General features: G+C 68.8%; 18 protein-coding genes. 11 read left to right on the top strand and 7 right to left on the bottom strand.

Annotated features, from left to right (window positions below; all coding sequences use genetic code 11):
• The first annotated feature begins 77 nt into the window (after positions 1–77).
• The 6 genes from ACTHN1_RS01175 to ACTHN1_RS01150 all read left to right on the top strand — a co-directional run bounded on the left by ACTHN1_RS01175 (position 78) and on the right by ACTHN1_RS01150 (position 5,514).
• Entirely contained in the window at positions 78–617 is a 540-nt protein-coding gene (locus ACTHN1_RS01175; protein ID WP_440469143.1) for an adenine phosphoribosyltransferase, read from the top strand.
• A 304-nt stretch (positions 618–921) separates the two neighbouring features.
• Positions 922–1,335, top strand: coding sequence for a hypothetical protein (locus tag ACTHN1_RS01170; protein WP_440469142.1), 414 nt, complete (start codon positions 922–924; stop codon positions 1,333–1,335).
• Between the two features lie 229 nt (positions 1,336–1,564).
• Positions 1,565–1,996, top strand: a complete 432-nt coding sequence (locus ACTHN1_RS01165) for a DUF6326 family protein (RefSeq protein ID WP_440469141.1) — start codon at positions 1,565–1,567, stop codon at positions 1,994–1,996.
• A 25-nt stretch (positions 1,997–2,021) separates the two neighbouring features.
• Positions 2,022–2,732 carry a DUF4386 domain-containing protein gene (locus tag ACTHN1_RS01160; RefSeq protein ID WP_440469144.1) on the top strand — a complete coding sequence of 237 codons (711 nt, stop codon included), beginning with the start codon at positions 2,022–2,024 and terminating at the stop codon, positions 2,730–2,732.
• A 96-nt stretch (positions 2,733–2,828) separates the two neighbouring features.
• The gene (locus ACTHN1_RS01155; RefSeq protein WP_440469140.1) at positions 2,829–5,114 is read left to right on the top strand and encodes a CocE/NonD family hydrolase; all 2,286 of its coding nucleotides are present in this window, start codon (positions 2,829–2,831) and stop codon (positions 5,112–5,114) included.
• Positions 5,115–5,250: 136 nt separating this feature from the next.
• Positions 5,251–5,514 carry a hypothetical protein gene (locus ACTHN1_RS01150; protein ID WP_440469139.1) on the top strand — a complete coding sequence of 88 codons (264 nt, stop codon included), beginning with the start codon at positions 5,251–5,253 and terminating at the stop codon, positions 5,512–5,514.
• A 29-nt stretch (positions 5,515–5,543) separates the two neighbouring features.
• On the opposite strand, the gene ACTHN1_RS01145 is transcribed toward ACTHN1_RS01150, so the two are convergent.
• Genes ACTHN1_RS01145 through ACTHN1_RS01135 form a run of 3 tightly spaced genes read right to left on the bottom strand, consistent with a single transcriptional unit; the run spans position 5,544 to position 8,185 of the window.
• Positions 5,544–6,689, bottom strand: a complete 1,146-nt coding sequence (locus ACTHN1_RS01145) for an MFS transporter (RefSeq protein ID WP_440469138.1) — start codon at positions 6,687–6,689, stop codon at positions 5,544–5,546.
• A gap of 36 nt (positions 6,690–6,725) precedes the next feature.
• Positions 6,726–7,517, bottom strand: a complete 792-nt coding sequence (locus tag ACTHN1_RS01140; protein ID WP_440469137.1) for a DeoR/GlpR family DNA-binding transcription regulator — start codon at positions 7,515–7,517, stop codon at positions 6,726–6,728.
• Positions 7,514–8,185 carry an HAD family hydrolase gene (locus tag ACTHN1_RS01135; RefSeq protein ID WP_440469136.1) on the bottom strand — a complete coding sequence of 224 codons (672 nt, stop codon included), beginning with the start codon at positions 8,183–8,185 and terminating at the stop codon, positions 7,514–7,516. The genes ACTHN1_RS01140 and ACTHN1_RS01135 overlap by 4 nt, the downstream gene beginning before the upstream one ends.
• 170 nt (positions 8,186–8,355) lie before the next feature.
• Between ACTHN1_RS01135 and ACTHN1_RS01130 the strand changes: the two genes are divergently transcribed.
• The 3 genes from ACTHN1_RS01130 (at position 8,356) to ACTHN1_RS01120 (ending at position 10,839) form a co-directional block, all read left to right on the top strand.
• Entirely contained in the window at positions 8,356–9,222 is an 867-nt protein-coding gene (locus ACTHN1_RS01130) for an endonuclease/exonuclease/phosphatase family protein (protein ID WP_440469135.1), read from the top strand.
• A gap of 182 nt (positions 9,223–9,404) precedes the next feature.
• On the top strand, positions 9,405–9,911 hold the full coding sequence (locus ACTHN1_RS01125) for a hypothetical protein (protein WP_440469134.1): 507 nt from the start codon (positions 9,405–9,407) through the stop codon (positions 9,909–9,911).
• A gap of 28 nt (positions 9,912–9,939) precedes the next feature.
• On the top strand, positions 9,940–10,839 hold the full coding sequence (locus ACTHN1_RS01120; RefSeq protein ID WP_440469133.1) for an alpha/beta fold hydrolase: 900 nt from the start codon (positions 9,940–9,942) through the stop codon (positions 10,837–10,839).
• Between the two features lie 80 nt (positions 10,840–10,919).
• On the opposite strand, the gene ACTHN1_RS01115 is transcribed toward ACTHN1_RS01120, so the two are convergent.
• Positions 10,920–11,132 carry a hypothetical protein gene (locus ACTHN1_RS01115; RefSeq protein ID WP_440469132.1) on the bottom strand — a complete coding sequence of 71 codons (213 nt, stop codon included), beginning with the start codon at positions 11,130–11,132 and terminating at the stop codon, positions 10,920–10,922.
• 98 nt (positions 11,133–11,230) lie between these two features.
• Positions 11,231–12,439 carry a DUF418 domain-containing protein gene (locus ACTHN1_RS01110; protein WP_440469131.1) on the bottom strand — a complete coding sequence of 403 codons (1,209 nt, stop codon included), beginning with the start codon at positions 12,437–12,439 and terminating at the stop codon, positions 11,231–11,233.
• A 312-nt stretch (positions 12,440–12,751) separates the two neighbouring features.
• Here ACTHN1_RS01110 and wrbA point away from each other — a divergent pair, with 312 nt between their 5' ends.
• A complete protein-coding gene (gene wrbA, locus ACTHN1_RS01105) occupies positions 12,752–13,351 on the top strand; it encodes an NAD(P)H:quinone oxidoreductase (protein ID WP_440469130.1) in 600 nt (199 codons plus the stop codon).
• A gap of 120 nt (positions 13,352–13,471) precedes the next feature.
• Here the strand turns inward: wrbA and ACTHN1_RS01100 are convergent, their stop codons facing one another.
• The gene (locus ACTHN1_RS01100; RefSeq protein ID WP_440469129.1) at positions 13,472–14,449 is read right to left on the bottom strand and encodes an NAD-dependent epimerase/dehydratase family protein; all 978 of its coding nucleotides are present in this window, start codon (positions 14,447–14,449) and stop codon (positions 13,472–13,474) included.
• Between the two features lie 175 nt (positions 14,450–14,624).
• On the bottom strand, positions 14,625–15,608 hold the full coding sequence (locus ACTHN1_RS01095; protein WP_440469128.1) for an alpha/beta fold hydrolase: 984 nt from the start codon (positions 15,606–15,608) through the stop codon (positions 14,625–14,627).
• A gap of 113 nt (positions 15,609–15,721) precedes the next feature.
• On the opposite strand from ACTHN1_RS01095, the gene ACTHN1_RS01090 reads away from it, so the two are divergent.
• The gene (locus tag ACTHN1_RS01090) at positions 15,722–16,546 is read left to right on the top strand and encodes a helix-turn-helix domain-containing protein (protein ID WP_440469127.1); all 825 of its coding nucleotides are present in this window, start codon (positions 15,722–15,724) and stop codon (positions 16,544–16,546) included.
• Positions 16,547–16,565: the final 19 nt, after the last annotated feature.

Raw genomic sequence — 16,565 nt, 5'->3', positions numbered from 1 at the left:
TCCAAGCGGGTGACCGCGGTGAGCAGTAACCCGACCCGATGGGGAGCAGGATGGAACATGGATCGTTGGACGTTCGCGTGAGCGCCAAGGACGAGGCCGCCGGGCTGATCAACGCACTGACCCGGCATGTGGACGACTTCCCGATCCCCGGGGTCGGTTTCAAGGACCTGACCCCGGTACTCGCCGACCCGCGCGGGCTGGCGATGTCGATCGAGCTGCTGTCGAACCCGTTCCGCGGCAAGGGCGTCGACATCGTCGTCGGCGCCGAGAGCCGCGGCTTCATCTTCGGTACGGCCGTCGCGTGTGCGATCAGTGCCGGGTTTCAGGTCGTGCGGAAGCCGAAGAAGCTGCCGTGGAAGACGGTCGCGCGAACGTACGAGCTGGAATACGGCACTGACACGCTCGAGATGCACGAGGACGCCGTGCTGCCCGGGCAGCGGGTGGTGATCGTCGACGACGTCCTCGCCACCGGCGGCACCCTGCGCGCGGCGGTGGCGCTGGCGCGCCGGCAGGGCGCGCAGGTGATCGGTGCGGCGGTGCTGGTGGAACTGGCGTTCCTGGGCGCGCGCGAACGCTGGGACGATCCGGTGCCGCTGGTGGCGACGCTGGCGTTCTGATTCCACCGCCTTTTTCCAGTCACCCGACATGCCGGCCGTTCTTGGTCGCCGGATAGCCGATTGCCGTCATTCCAGCGCGGGAATCCATGTCGCGCATTCCCGCGCGGACGCCGACTCGCCCCGACTTTGGGAGGATTCCGATGTATGCCCGAGGGCCGAAGCCGCAGTCTCGGCGAACGAACGGACGCACGTCCATCCGGGCTGCGAGGCAACGCCTGGCGTCCTCCGTAGAACCCGCCCCGCCCCTCAGCCGACATCCCTCCGCATGATCACGAGTTCCGGTTTCCCCCGATGGTTCGGCTCCATGGCCTTGGCGTTCCTGCTGTCGGGATGTCTGTCGTCCGACACGCTTGATGCGGCCTATGACGACCTGGCTGAAGCGCGCGCCGCCCAGGCCATCGAGAGGGGCTGGATTCCCGGGTGGGTACCGGAGCGCGCGACCGCCCTGCGCGAAGTGCACAACCTCGACACCAACGTCAGCGCATTGGCGTTCGACCTGCCCGCCGATGCGCGCGTGCCGGTGCCCGACGGCTGCCGCCCCGCGACCTACGCGCAGACGCTGCCGGTTCCGTTCGATCGTGCCTGGTGGCCACGCCCCGAGGTACTGGCCTCGCGGTACACCTTCTTCACCTGTCCGGCGCCCCACACCGGCTTCGAGTTCGTCGGAATGCGCCGCGACGGCCGCCACGTCCTGCATTGGCGCACCTACGGGCGCTGACGCCCGGCGTCCCGACGAAGGTCGCTGTCCCTTCCGGCATATGGACCGGGCCTGGGCGCGTGCTAACGTCGCCCCGGCCACAACGGGCGTGGACGTGCGAGGAGAGACGCCTGGCCTGCCCGTTGTCGGCTCTTCCACCGCAGCGTCCGCCGATGGCGGGGCCGGTCATGACGCTTCCGTTTCACGCGGCTCCTGTTCGTCACGCGGCACCTTCCGGCAAGGGGAATCCATGGCATCGTCGAAGCAGATCGCGCCTCCGCTGGAGGACGCGAAGATCCCGGTGAAGATCAAGCTGTCCGCGCTGTGGACCAGCCTGATGCTGTGTTACGTCTACGGCGACTACTTCGGCCTGTACCGGCCCGGCAAGCTGGAGAACATGATCAACGGCAGGATGGGGCCGCTCGGCGCGGTGACCCAGGACGTGCTGGTCGGCACCTCGATCATGATGGCGATACCGGCGCTGATGGTGTTCCTGTCGCTGGTGATGAAGCCCGCCCTCGCGCGCTGGGTGAACGCGCTGCTGGGGCTGGCCTACGCCGCGATCATGGTGCTGACCATGCCCGGCGCCTGGCGCTTCTACCAGTTGCTCGGCGTCATCGAGATCCTGCTTTCGCTGACCATCGTCGCGCTGGCCCTGAGATGGCCGCGCCGCGCGCCCTGACGCCCATCGGGAAACCACCGTGAACATGGAATCCACCCTCGCCCTGCCGCATCCGCGCACCACCGCGCGCATCGCCGGACTGTTGTATCTGGTCGTCGTACTGGCCGGCATCTTCAGCATCGCCTACGTTCCTTCGCAGACCCAGGTCGCCGGCGACGCCGCGGCGACCGTGGCCAGGATCACCGCGAACGAGGGACTGTTCCGGCTCGGCATCGCCGCCGGTCTGGTCTGCTACCTCGCCTTCCTGCTGCTGCCGCTGGCGCTGTACCGGCTGCTCGCGCCACATGGCAGGACCGCGGCCACGCTGATGGTGGCGCTGGCCCTGGCCAGCGTGCCGCTGTCGTTCTTCAACCTGCTGCACAAGCTCGACGTGCTGAGCCTGCTGGATGGCGCCGACTACCTGCGCGCATTGACGCCCGAGGCGCTGAACGCGCAGGTGATGCTGGCGCTCAAGGGTTACGCCAACGGCATCCTAGTGTCCAAGCTGTTCTGGGGATTGTGGCTGCTGCCGTTCGGCTGGCTGGTGTTCACTTCGCGCCTGCTGCCGCGGGTGCTGGGCATCCTGCTGATGCTGGGCTGCCTGGGCTATGTGATCGACGTGTTCGCCCGCCTGCTGATGCCCGGCTTCGCGGAAACCACCGCGGCGGGCTACATCACCCTGCCGGCGACGCTGGGCGAAATCGGCACCTGCCTGTGGCTGCTGGTGCTGGGCGTGCGCGTACCCGGGCCTCGATAAGCGGCGTTGCCCGCCCGCGGCAGATGCGGGCCACCATGGCTTCCGGCATCATCCGTCGACCTTCCGGCCGCCGGCCGGAGACCACGGGAATGGCGCATGCGGACGCGTAACCGGCAGGGATGGAAACGGAACTGGACATGGCGGCCGGGGACGGCGGGATGGCTGGTCGTCGCATGGTTGCTGATTCCCCTCGCTGTCCACGCACAGACCCTGGCATGGCCGGACAAGCCCCTGGATTCCAACGCCGCGCTGGAGCGGCAGGTACCGGCGCTTGCCCGCAAACTGCTGGCCGGTTACCAGGATCCCGATCGCGAGCGCGAGCTGATCAACCGGGTTCGCCTGCAGATGGTGGCCGGGCAACCGAAGGCGGCACTGGCCAGCATCGCCGCGCTGCGTGACGTGCGCCGCGCGACCGCGCCGGAACAGGCCGACGTGCTGTTCGTCCAGTATGAAATCGACGCCGATGCGCGCCTGCGCGGCGAAGCCAGCCCCGCGGCCGCGTTCCGCCGCGTGTTCGCGCGGCTGGACGATCGCCAGGCCGCGCGCACGCTGCCGGTGATGGGCGCGGATCTGCCGCGCGCGCGTCGCGATCTGGATGCCGCGCTGGACAGACAGCACGGCAAGGTCGCCATCGAACGGGCCGACGCGCTCGAACTGATCCGCCTGTACCAGTTCCACACCGTCTATGCGGCGCTGCTGCCGGTCCTACCGGATCTGCTGGCCGAGGACGAAGCCCGGCGCTATCTCATCGAACGCGACGTGGTCATCCCCGGCGCGGACGGTACTAGCCTGCGCGGCCTGGTGGTACGTCCGCGCGGAGCGACCGCGCCACAACCGGTCCTGCTCGGTTTCACCATCTACGTCAACGACAACTGGAGCCTGTCCGACGCCAAGGCCGCCGCCGCGCACGGCTATGTCGGCGTGGTCGCCTACAGCCGTGGCAAGGCCGGCGCGCCGGGCACGCCCGTGCCCTACGAGCACGACGGCGAGGACGCCGCCGCCGCGATCGACTGGATCAGCCGACAACCGTGGTGCGACGGTCGCGTGGGCATGTATGGCAACAGCTACAACAGCTTCACCCAGTGGGCCGCCGCCAAGCATCGTCCGCCCGCGCTGAAGGCGATGATGACCTCGGCCTCGACCGCGCCGGGCATCGATATTCCGATGCAGGGCAACGTATTCCTCAATTTCCTGTACCCGTGGCCGTTGTGGACCGCCAGCAACGCGACGCTGGACGGCGAGAGTTACGGCGACGAGTCGCGCTGGCGGCGCCTGGACACCGCCTGGTACCGCAGCGGGCGCGCCTACCGCGATCTGCCGGCCATCGACGGCCATCCCAATCCGGTGTTCTCGCGCTGGCTGGAGCATCCGACCTACGACGCCTACTGGCAGGCGATGACCCCGCAGGGCGGCGAGTTCGCCGGCATCGACATCCCGGTGCTGGCCGTCACCGGCTATTTCGACGGCGCGCGCGTGGGCGTCCAGCACTACTTCGACGAACACACGCGCTACAACCCCCAGGCGGATCACACCCTGCTGATCGGTCCGTACAACCACTTCTCGATGCAGGCCGGCGCTGCCCGCGTGCAGGAAGGCTATGAAGTGGATCCGGTCGCGCTGATCGATCTGCCCGCGCTGCGCTTCCAATGGTTCGACCACGTCCTTCGCGGCGCGCCGCGCCCGGACGTCCTGAAGGATCGGATCAACTACCAGGTGATGGGCGCCAACACCTGGAAGCACGCCGCCTCGCTCGACGCCATGGCCAATCAGCGCCAGCGCCTGTACCTGCGGCCGGCCACGACGGGCGCCGAGGGCCTGCTCTCGGAACAACCCGCGAGCACGCGCGGGGAGCACACCATGCTGACCGTCGACCTGGCCGACCGCCGCGACGCCGACTGGAATCCGCCCACGCAGTCGATGCTGGACACGCTGGATCCGCACGCCGCCCTGGTGTTCCGCGGCGCGCCGCTGACTGCGCCCGCGGAGTTATCCGGTCTGTTCTCCGGCCAATTGGATTTCATCACCAACAAGCGCGACTTCGATCTCAGCCTGGCGCTGTACGAGCAATTGCCGGATGGCCGCTATTTGCTGTTGTCCTGGCACCTGGGCCGCGCCAGCCATGCGCGTGACCGCGGCCGACGCGAACTGCTGGCGCCCGGCAAGCCGCAATCCATCGCGTTCCGCAGCGAACGCCTGACCAGCCGCCAGTTGCAGCCCGGCAGCCGGTTGGTCGTGGTGCTGGGCGTCAACAAGCAGCGCGACATGCAGATCAACCTCGGCAGCGGCAAGGACGTCGGTGACGAGACCGTGGCCGACGCCGGCAAGCCGCTGGAGATCCGCTGGGCGGGCAGCAGCCATATCGACGTGCCGCTGCTGCGTTGAGCCGACTTGCCATGCATCAATGACGGTCGCCGCGCTGCGCGCGTGGGCGTGCCAGCCACCCGGGATCCCCACCGTGAACTCGCCTTACCAACCGCCACGATCTTCCATCACGTCACCGCGTCGCAGACGCCGGTTCATGCACGTCGTGACCGCGCTTGCCGCCGGTCTGCTGATCGTTCCGCTGCTGGCCTATCTGCTGAACCGCCTGGGCATCGGATTCGGGCCCATCGACTCCATGGGTTCCCCCTTCTGGGGCGCGGTCGGCTGGGGAAGCCTGCTGGCCGCCGCTTCGGTGTACCGACACCAGCGCCTTTCGCTGGCATGGGCGGGCGCCATCGGCGTGACGATCGTTTCCTTGCTGCTGATCGCCCCTTTGCTGTGGGAGCGGGCGCTGTCCTAGATCCGGCTGCGCGGATCCCGCGCGCAACGTCAGGTCCGCAGCGCGCGCCCGCACATCGCCACGCCCACCATCATCGCCGCCAGCAGCAGGAACGCGGTGGGCAGGCTGCTGTGGTGGGCGACGAAACCGATGCCGGCCGGCCCGGTCAGCACGCCGGCGTAGGCAATCGTGGTCATCGCCGGCACCGCGATCGCCTGCGGCATCACCTTCTGGCGGCCGGCGGCGGTGAACAGCACCGGCACGATGTTGGAGCAGCCCAGGCCGACCAGTGTGTAGCCCGCCAGCGACCACTGCCACTGCGGCAGCCAAGCCGACAGGGTGATGCCGGCGGCGGCGAGCAGGCCGCCCTGCCAGACGATCCGCGTCGGTCCCAGCCGCGCGACGATGGCGTCGCCGGCGAAACGCCCGACGGTCATCGCCAGCGCGAAACAGGCATAGCCGAACCCGGCCTGCGCAGACGCCATGCCGCGCTGTTCGGTCAGGAACACCGCGCTCCAGTCCAGCATCGCGCCCTCGGTGAGGAACACCACGAAGCCGAGCACGCCCAGCAGCAGCACGAAGCCATGCGGCACCGCGAACAGCGGCCCCTCGTGCGGGCTGCCGTAGGGCAGCAGGCCGCGCCAGTTGAACGCCAGCAGCAGCAGGATGAAAGCCGACCAGATCAGCGTCATCGCCAGCGGCGCCATGCCCAGCGACATCATGCCGGCCGCGCCGGCCGCGCCGACGATGCCGCCCAGGCTGAAGAAACCGTGGAAACCGGACATCATCGGCCGCCCCGCCGCCTCCTCGACGATCACCGCCTGCACGTTGAACGCGCAGTCCGCGGCGCCGATGGCCGCGCCGAACACGAACAGCACCGCGCCCAGCAGGTACACCGACGGCACCCACGCCAGCAGCGGCAGCATCAGGCTGGACACGATCGTGCAGGCCACCAGCACGACCCGGCAGCCCTGCCGCGTGGTCCAGGCGCCGGCCAGCGGCATCGCGATCAGCGAGCCCAGGCCCAGGCACAGCAGCAGCGCGCCCAGCGAAGCCTCGTCCAGCCCGGCGCGCGCCTTGGCGAAGGGCACCAGCGCCGCCCACACCGCCACCGCGCAGCCGGCGGCGAAGAACAGCAGGCGGGTGGCGCGGAACTCGGCGTGGGAAATGCGGTAGTCGGAAGCGAGGGTGGACATCGGCGAGGCGGGGGAGAAAGGGGATGAAGCGGGGAATCAGCGCCGGTCGGCGCGATGGACCGCGATTTCCTGCTGCTCGAAGGCCCGGCGCAGGGTTTCCAGCGCGTCGTGCTCGACGATCAGATGGTCGATCTGGTGCAGCGAGGCGAACTGGAAGCGCGCGTCGGCGCCGAACTTCTCGTTCATCACCACCACCGCGGTTTCGCCGCTGGATTCGATCATCGCGCGCTTGAACAGCGATTCCTCGGCGTCGTTGCCCCAGAGGCCGCTGTCGATGTCGACCGCGCAGGTGCCGGGGAAACACAGATCGGCGCGCACGCGCCGCAGTTCCTGCACCGCCTGCGCGCCGATGGCGGCGCCGATCCGGTGTTCGATGCGGCCGCCGATGGTCAGCACTTCCACGTCCGTGCGCTCCATCAGCCGGAACGCGATGTCCGGCGCGTTGGTGACCACGGTCAGCTCGAATCCGACCGGCAGGGCATCGGCGATGGCGCTGTTGGTGGAGCCCGCGTCCAGGATGATCGTCTGGCCCTTGCGCAGCAGGGTCAGCGCCTTGCGGGCAAGGCATTGCTTGCGCTCGGAATCCTGGCCCTGGCGCTGGACCAGCGGCTTCACTTCCGGCGCGTGCAGCAGCGCTCCGCCGTAGATGCGCCGGCACAGTCCGCGCGCGGCCAGTTCGCGCAGATCGCGGCGGATGGAGTCCTCCGACACCGCGAATTCCTGCGCCAGTTCCACCGCCAGCACGCGGCCCTGGGCGTGCAGGCGCTGGAGAATGCGTTGCTGGCGCTCCTCCGGCAGCAGATCGAGGGGCGCGACGTGCGCGCTCATCGCGCGGCCTCCGCCGCCGCGATTGCCACGCCCCGCCCGGCCAGCTCGCGGCGCAACTGCCCGGCGTCGCGGAAATGGATCGCCTGCATGCCCAATCGCGCCGCGGCTTCCACGTTGTGCGCCGTGTCGTCGATGAACACGGTGCGCGCGGGTTGCAGGTCATGGCGCTCCATCAGCCGATGGAAAATCGCCGGGTCCGGCTTGGCCAGGCGCTCCTCCCCCGACACCACGATGCCGTCGAACCAGCCCAGGAAGTCGAAGCGCTCCAGCGCGTGCGGGAAGGTCTCGCGCGACCAGTTGGTCAGCGCATACAGCCGGCAGCCGCCGCCGCGCAGTTCGTCCAGCAGGCGCACGGTCGGCGCCAGCGGCTCGCCGAGCGTTTCAATCCAGCGGTCGCGATAGGCGCGGATGTGGTCGGCGTGGGCGGGGTGGCGCGCGATGGCCTCATCCACCGCCTCGTCCCAGCCGCGGCCCGCGTCCTGCGCGGCGTTCCAGGCGGGACTGCACACCTCGGCGAGGAACCACTCCATCCCGGCCTCGTCGTCGCCGAACAGTTGCCGGTAGAGGTAGCGCGGATTCCAGTCGATCAGCACGCCGCCCAGGTCGAAGACCACGGCGTCGATGGGGGCGGCCGGTGACGGCGCGGGCGCGGTGTCCGGGCGGTGCATGGGGGAATGACCTGTGCGGATTCGCCGCGATTGTGCATGAACATGCACAATCGTGCAACAACAGGCAGTAGCAGCCAGGCCATCGACCGCGCCGGGATGCTGCGCCATGTCATGGGGCGCGAAACGGCGGCGGTTACACTCCGGCGCTCCCCCGCACGCACCGGAAAACCATGCGCCGTCTCGCCGTCCTGTTGCTCCTCCTTTTCGCTGGCCTGGCCGGCGTCACCGCCACCGCCGCCGACAACGCCGCCGCGCCGCTCAAGGTCATGACCTTCAACGTCCGGCTGCCCACCGACGCCGATGGCGACAACCGCTGGCAGGCGCGCAAAGACATCCTGGTCGACACCATCCGCGCCCAGCAGCCGGCGGTGTTCGGCACCCAGGAACTGTTCGCCGAACAGGGCGACTACATCGTCCGGCACCTGCCCCAGTACGCCTGGTTCGGTGTGGGCCGCCGCGGCGACGCCGAAGGCGCCGGCGATGAACACATGGGCGTGTTCTACCTGCGCGACGAATTGAAGGTGATCGAATCCGGCGACTTCTGGCTGTCCGACACCCCGGACGTGGCCGGCAGCATCACCTGGGGCAACCTGTATCCGCGCATGGTCACCTGGGCATTGTTCGAACGCATCGCCGACGGCCGCCGCTTCTACTTCTTCAACACCCACCTGCCCTACCGCGATCAGGACGAACCGATCCGCGAACGCGGCGCAGCGCTGCTGCTGCAGCGGCTGTCCGCGCTGCCGGCCAATGTGCCGGTGGTGGTCACCGGCGATTTCAACACCGGTCCGGACAGCGGCGTGCATGCGCGCCTCACCGGCGATCTGATCGATGCCTGGGAACGCAGCCGCCAGCGCAGCGGCCAGGAAGCCACTTTCCACGCTTTCAGCGGCAAGGCGGATCGGCGGATCGACTGGATCCTGGTCCGCGGCTTCGACGTCGGGCCGGTCGCCACCGTGACCGACCAGCAGAACGGCCGTTATCCCTCCGACCATTTTCCGGTGGTCGCCGAACTGCGCTGGCCGGCGAAGCCCTGAACCGGCCGGCAGCCGGGCGCGGCGACGCGCCCGGCGCATCCGCCCGGCGGTACTGGCGGCACGGTCGCGTCCGGCATAGGCTGCGCGGACGCGCGGTGACCGTCCGGGGGGAAGGCACGACGACGGGGACATTCCCACGCGCAGGTCGATTTCCTTTCTCCATCTCCGGAAGGACACGCGCCATGACGCCCTCGTTCTCGCCGCTCGGCATCGTCCACACCGTCCTCAGCCTGTTGCCCGTCGTGTTCGGCGCGATCGCGCTGATCCGCGACGGCCGCATCGAACCCGCATCGCGCATCGGCAAGGCCTATCTGGCCGGCATGCTGGTTTCGATCTTCACGTCCTTCGGTCTTTCCAGCACCGGCGGCTTCAACGAAGCGCACGCGCTCGGCATCGTCGCGCTGCTGGCGCTGGCGGTGGGCTTCACCGCGCGCCGCTACGGCTGGCTCGGCGGCGGCGCCGAGTACCTGCAGAACCTGAGCCTGTCCTTCAGCTACATGCTGTTGTTCATTCCGGCCATCAACGAAACGCTGCGGCGGGTGCCGCCGTCGCGGCCGTTGGCCGACGGACCGCAATCGCCGCTGGTACTGGGGCTGGTATCGGTGGTGTTCGGGCTGTTCGTGATCGGCGCGACCTACCAGGCGTTGCGCCTGCGCGCCCGCCGCCGTGCCTTGCCCGCGACGGCATGACATCACGGCGACATCCGCCGATCACACAATGAAGCTCCCTCGCAGGACATCGGCCGCGCTGGCGGCCATGCCGCCGTTTCCTTTCCCCCAACGGAGTACCTCGATGAGTCTGTTCACCACCCGAGCCGGCGTGGAGCTCTACTACAAGGATTGGGGCAGCGGCCCCGTCGTCGTTTTCTGCCACGGCTGGCCGCTCAACTCGGACAGCTGGGAATCGCAGATGCTGTTCCTGGCCGAACACGGCTACCGCTGCATCGCCCATGACCGCCGCGGGCACGGCCGTTCCAGCCAGCCCTGGGACGGCAACGACATGGATCACTACGCCGACGATCTGGCCGAGTTGCTGGAGCACCTCGACGTGCGCGACGCGACCCTGTTCGGTTTCTCCACCGGCGGTGGCGAGGTGGCGCGCTACATCGGACGCCACGGTACCGGCCGGGTGAAGAAAGCCGGCCTGATTTCGGCGGTGCCGCCGCTGATGCTGAAGACCGAACGCAATCCGGGGGGACTGCCGCGGGACGTTTTCGACGGCCTGCGCGCAGCGCAGCGCGCCAACCGCTCGCAGTTCTACCGGGATGTGCCGAGCGGGCCGTTCTACGGCTTCAACCGCCCCGGCGCGGAACCCTCGCAGGGCCTGATCGATGCCTGGTGGATGCAGGGCATGATGGGCGGGCACAAGAACACCTACGATTCGATCAAGGCGTTCTCGGAAACCGACTTCACCGAGGATCTGAAGAAGTTCGACATCCCGACCCTGATCATCCACGGCGACGACGATCAGGTGGTGCCCATCGACGCCGCCGGACGCGCCTCGGCCAAGTTGATCCCGCAGGCGCGCCTGATCGAATACCCGGGCGCGCCGCACGGCCTCACCGACACCCACAAGGATCGGGTCAACGCGGATCTGCTGGCGTTCCTGCAATCCTGACGCCGCCGTGGCCGGTCCGGCGCTGCCGGATCGGCCGCATGCGGCGATGGTCTATCGGTCCGCTTCCCGCGTACGCGCGTTCAATCGCGCAGCACCGTGACGTAGGCGCCGGTCCCCATCACGCGGAAGGTATCGCGATCGAGCCGATGCAGGCGCGATCCGTCTTCCAGCAGGTAGATGGGAGCGTTGTCGTGCAGCGTGGCGTCGCGATCGCGGACATCGCAGGCGCGCAGCACGTCGACGCGGCAGCGATTGCCCGCGTCGTCCTGGGCGAAGAAGTAATCGGTATTCATGCTTGCCTCCTCTCGACGACGGCAAGCGAGCGTAGTCCGCGTGGCGTTAAGAAGACCGTAGCGATTCGTAAGCGCGGCGTGGCGTTCCGTGGCGGTGATCACGAAGCGACGGCGGCGGCGCGTGGCAACCGCATCGGCTGCATCGCCCCATAGGTCAGGCTGCGCCACACCCACTCGAACGGACCGTAACGGAACCGCGCCAGCCACCAGTGGCTGAACAGCACCTGCGCACCGAAGATGCCCGCCCATGCGAGCAGCCAGCCGATCGTGCCGGTCCACGGCCCCAGGCCCAGGCCGATGCCGTAGAACAGCGCGATGCCCAGCACGCTCTGGCAGAGATAGTGGGTCAACGCCATCCGTCCGACCGGCGCCAGCACGCGCAGCATGCGCGCGCCTACCGGACGCAGGAACAGCAGAGTGAATCCGGCCGCGTAGGCCACGCCCAGCGCCAGCGAATCCAGCCGGAACAGGAACCCGTTGACCCAGCGCGGAGTGATCTCCGCCCCCCAGCCCAGATGCGTCTTCGCCGCCTGGAAGGCCGTGCCCACGGCGGCGATCAGCAGGCCGCCCCAGAACAGCTTCTTGAACAGCGCCACGTGCGCTTGCGGTTGCTGGAACAGTCGGCGGCGACCGGCCCAGTAGCCCAGCAGGAAACGCCCCAGCACGAAGCAGATCAGGATGCCGCCGGACAGGCGCGTCCAGTTCACCATCTCCACATTCATGGTGAACACGCGGCCCCAGTCTCCGCCACGGAAAGCCTGCAAGGCCTCTGCGTTGATCTCGTCCCGCGACGGCAAGCCGGGTAACGCGCCTCCCAGCCACGGCGCCAGCAGCGTCGGCAGGATCAGCGCGATGAACAGGCCTCCCCACAGCAGCACGCCGTCCGGTGCGCGCCGGAACAGCACCAGCGCCAGTCCGACCAGGGCGTACACCATCAGGATGTCGCCCCACCAGAGAAAGTAGCTGTGCAGCACCCCCATCACCATCAACCAGAACAGGCGATGGACGAACCGGCCCAGGTCCGCGCCGCGCGCCTGCGCGCGTTCCAGCTGCATCGCGAACCCCAGTCCGAACAGCAGCGAGAACAGGGTGATGGCCTTGGCGTTGACCAGCCACTCCATCAGGGTGAACACCACCGCGTCGAATCCGGCGGTCGGCATCGCGGCGCGCGCCGATTCGGTCGTCAGGGTATACAGGCTGAGATAGCCCAGGTTGGCGAGCAGCACGCAGGCCAGTGCGAATCCGCGCAACGCGTCGATGAGGTGGTGACGTTCTTCGGGACTGACCGGTACATCGGCTGCTGGCATAGGCATCGTTCTTCCATGGACGGGATGCCGCGCTGGAGTCGCCATCGCGGTCGCGCCAACTCCACCGCGCATCCGCCGCCCCTCCACCGGGTCGCCGGAATGTAACACCGGACACCCGTGCGTGGCCCGTGCTGTCCGCCGGGATTCTGTTGCCGTCATGCCCACAAGCGGGCCCGCCATCGCCCGTCAGCTACACCGATGGAACAATCCAATTCCCCCACGGGCCTCAATCCCGCCCCGGAAGCTGACCTATAGTCACCGCGCTTGCCGCTTCGCGACCGGCTCCCCCTCCTGCCACCCGTGGAGATTTCCATGTCCAAAGTCCTCGTCCTCTACTACTCCTCCTACGGCCACATCGAAAAGATGGCCGAAGCCGTCGCCGAAGGCGCGCGTTCCACCGGCGCCACCGTCGACATCAAGCGGGTGCCCGAGCTGGTGCCCGAAGACGTCGCCAAGGCTTCGTACTACAAGCTCGACCAGGCCGCGCCGATCGCGAAGATCGACGACCTCGCCAATTACGACGCGATCATCGTCGGCACCGGCACCCGTTTCGGCCGCATGGCCTCGCAGATGGCCAACTTCCTGGATCAGGCCGGCGGCCTGTGGGCCAAGGGCGCGCTCAACGGCAAGGTCGGCGGCGCGTTCACCTCCACCGCCACCCAGCACGGCGGCCAGGAAATGACCCTGTTCTCGATCCTGACCAACCTGCTGCACTTTGGCCTGGTCACCGTCGGCCTGCCTTACAGCTTCCAAGGCCAGATGCGCCTGGACGAAGTGACCGGCGGCAGCCCGTACGGCGCCAGCACCATCACCGGCGGCGACGGTTCGCGCCAGCCCAGCGACAACGAACTGGAAGGCGCGCGCTACCAGGGTCGCCACATCGCCGAAGTCGCCAACAAGCTGTTCGGCTGATCGCTGATCGCTGCTTCCTGCCTTCTCCCGCACGGGAGAAGGATGCGGTGATGACGTCCGCCCGCGGGCGTCATCGCCCTCGCCTGTTCGCCCAGGCGACCACGGCGGCCATGCCGTCGCTCAGTGGCTTTCGACCGGATACGGTCCGTCCTCGAAGGTTTCGGCGTGATAGCCCTTGGCGCCGATGCGCTGCGCCAGCGCGCTGAGCACGCCGCCTCCCTCGCCCAGCCGTCGCAGCAGCGCCGCGAAATCGTGGCGCGGCCGCCATCCCAGGTCCTCGCGCGCACGCGCGTTGACATAGACGCGGTCGATGCCGGCCGGCAGTTGCCAGCCGCGTCGCGCGTACTCGGCCTCGAACGCCGGCACACGCTCACGCAGCACGCTTCCCATGTCGCCGCGCAGGCGCGGCATGTCTTCCCGCCCGAACGGCGTGGTCGCGCTGATGATGTAACGGCCGAAGCCCAGCGCGGGCGCGCGTTCGATGGCGCGCAGGTGCGCGTCCACCACGTCCTCGATGTCCACCCGCCGGTACAGGAATTCGTTGGCTTTCAGGTTGGCGTCGTCGAAGCGCGCCCGCGCCTGCCGATCGTCGTCCTCTTCGGCGAAGAAGCGCGACGTGCGCAGGACGATGCAGGGCAGCTTCTGGTTGCGCTGGAACAGCTGGCACAAATCCTCCGCCGCCGCCTTGGTGACGCCGTAGATGTTCTTCGGTTCCGGCCGCACGTCCTCGGTGATCCAGGCCGCCGGCTCGCCCGGCGGCGGCACCAGCGCATCGCCGAACACGCTGGTGGTGCTGGTGTAGACGAACGCGCGCACGCCGCCGGCCACCGCCTCCTCCAGCAGGTTGAGCGTGCCGGTCAGGTTGGTGTCGATGAATTCCTGCCGCGAATGGGTCGCCACGTGCGGCTTGTGCAGCGTGGCCGGGTGCAGCACCACGTCCACGCCGGCCATCGCTTCGCGCACGAACGCGCGATCGGCGATCGTGCCCACCCGGTGCGTGTGCGGACCGGGCAGCCGATCCACGCCCACCACGTCATGTCCCTGCGCCTGCAGGGTGGACACCAGCGCTTCGCCCAGATGCCCGGAACTGCCCGTCACCAATACCTTGCCGTACATGCGTCATGACCCTGCCGTGATACCGGGGATCCTACATCGCAGGGATGGGTGGCAGTAGGAGCGGCGTGAGCCGCGACGGGCGGCCTGGGTTCCCGATCGCGACTGACGTCGCTCCTGCAGGGACTGACAGGCAAACCATGGTCCGTGCATGCCTTCCTCACACCTCCCACAGCGTGCGCGCTTCCTCCGCCACCAGATCCGGGAACTCTTCCGGCCAGAACAATCTGGCGCCGTCCACGCGACGCACGCCGCGCGAGTCGCCGAACACGCCGGCGAGGTAATCCGGACTGTCCCTGGAAAAAATGTCGTCGCCGGTGCCCCACAGGATGCGGGTGGGAAAACCGCTGCGCTTCAGGGCGGCCTCCACGCCGGCCAGCACGTTGCTGTCCAGCCCAATCGCGTAGGCGTGGGTGCGCCGCGGGTGCTCGACCAGCGGACGCAGGTACATCTCGATCGCCTCGTCGGTCGGGTTGTGCGGATGGGTGAAGGTCATGCCGCCCAGTCCCTGCGGCGAGCGCGCCAGCGCGTGATCCGCCAGCCAGGGGGCCAGCCATTCGGCGACGAAGCGGTCCGCGCGCGCCAGATCGATGACCGGCTTCAGCGCCGGTGGCGGGCAATCGGTCTCGGCGTCGCAGTTGGTCAGCAGCAGGCTGCGCACGCGCCGCGGATGCGCCACCGCGAACAGCTGCGCCACCGCGCCGCCACTGTCGTTGGCGACCAGATCCACGCTGTCCACGTCCAGCCGATCCAGCAGTTCCGCCAGCATCCGCACCTGATCGGCCGGGGTCACGCCCTGACCCTCGGCCACTTCGGTGAAGCCCAGGCCCAGCATGTCCGGCGCGATGCAGCGGCGATGCGCGGACAGCCGCTCCAGCGCACCCCGCCACTGGAAGCCGTTGAGCGGGAAACCATGCAGGAACAGCGCCGCCGGGCCACTGCCTCGCTCCACGTGGGCGATGCGCCCGAACGTCGTCGGCGTCCAGCGGCGCGCGGCCGTCCATGCGGCCGCATCGAGCGTGCCGCCGGTCACCGGCGCGCCGCCTGTCGCCGCCAATCCCTCGCTCCAGCCACGTCCGCTCCAGCCGGCGGCCATGGCCGCCACCGTGCCCAGTCCCAGCTTCAATACGTCTCTGCGTTGCATCGTCCTGCTCCGTTCCTCGTGAGGGTGGCGGCAGGATGGGCGTGCCCGGGTCCGCACTCAATGACCTGGGAGGTCATGGCGACGATGACCGCCGCGCCGCTATGCTCGCCGCCATGAACACCGCTCCCGACACCACCGCCCATGGCCTGGGCGCGCTGCTGCGCGAGTGGCGCGCCGCGCGCCGCTTCAGCCAGCTGGACCTGGCCCTGGCGGCGGACATATCCGCGCGCCACCTGAGTTATGTGGAAACCGGCAAGTCCCGGCCCAGCCGGGAGATGGTGGCGCGGCTGGCCGACGCGCTGGCCCTGCCGCTGCGCGAACGCAACGATCTGCTGCGGGCCGCCGGCTATGCGGCGCAGTATCCGGAGACGCCGCTGTCGGCGCCCGAACTGGCGCGCATCCAGCGCGCCATCGATTTCATCATCGCCCAGCAGGAACCGTATCCGGCGTTCGTCATCAACCGGCACTGGGACATCGTGCAGGCCAACGCCGCCGCAGCGCGGGTCAATGGCTTCCTGCTCGGCGGGCGCGCCAGCCCGCACGCCAACATGCTGCGGCACGTGTTCGATCCGGCCGATCTGCGCGCGGCGCTGGTCAACTGGGAGGACGTGGCCGGCGACCTCATCCACCATCTGCACAACGAGATGGCCGCGCATCCCTCGGATCCGGTGCCGCGACAGCTGCTGGCGGAAATCCTGGCCCATCCCGGCGTGCCGCAGGGTTGGCGCCAGCGCGATCCCGGCCAGCGGCCTTCCCCGCTGCTGACCACGATCTTCGAACGCGACGGCCAGCGCCTGCGGTTCTTCTCCAGCATCACCGTGTTCGCGGCGCCGCGCGACGTCACCCTGGACGAGTTGCGCATCGAATGCTGCTTTCCGATGGACGACGCCACCGCCGCGTTCTGCCGCCGCCTGGCCGAAGAAAATCCACGCGCGTGAATCCGGCGTGGCCGTGACC

It is taken from the genome of Pseudoxanthomonas sp., from assembly GCF_051953815.1.
Classification (GTDB): Bacteria; Pseudomonadota; Gammaproteobacteria; order Xanthomonadales; family Xanthomonadaceae; genus Pseudoxanthomonas_A.
The sequence above is the reverse complement of the archived record's forward strand: the minus strand, read 5'-3'. Positions and strand labels throughout refer to the sequence as shown.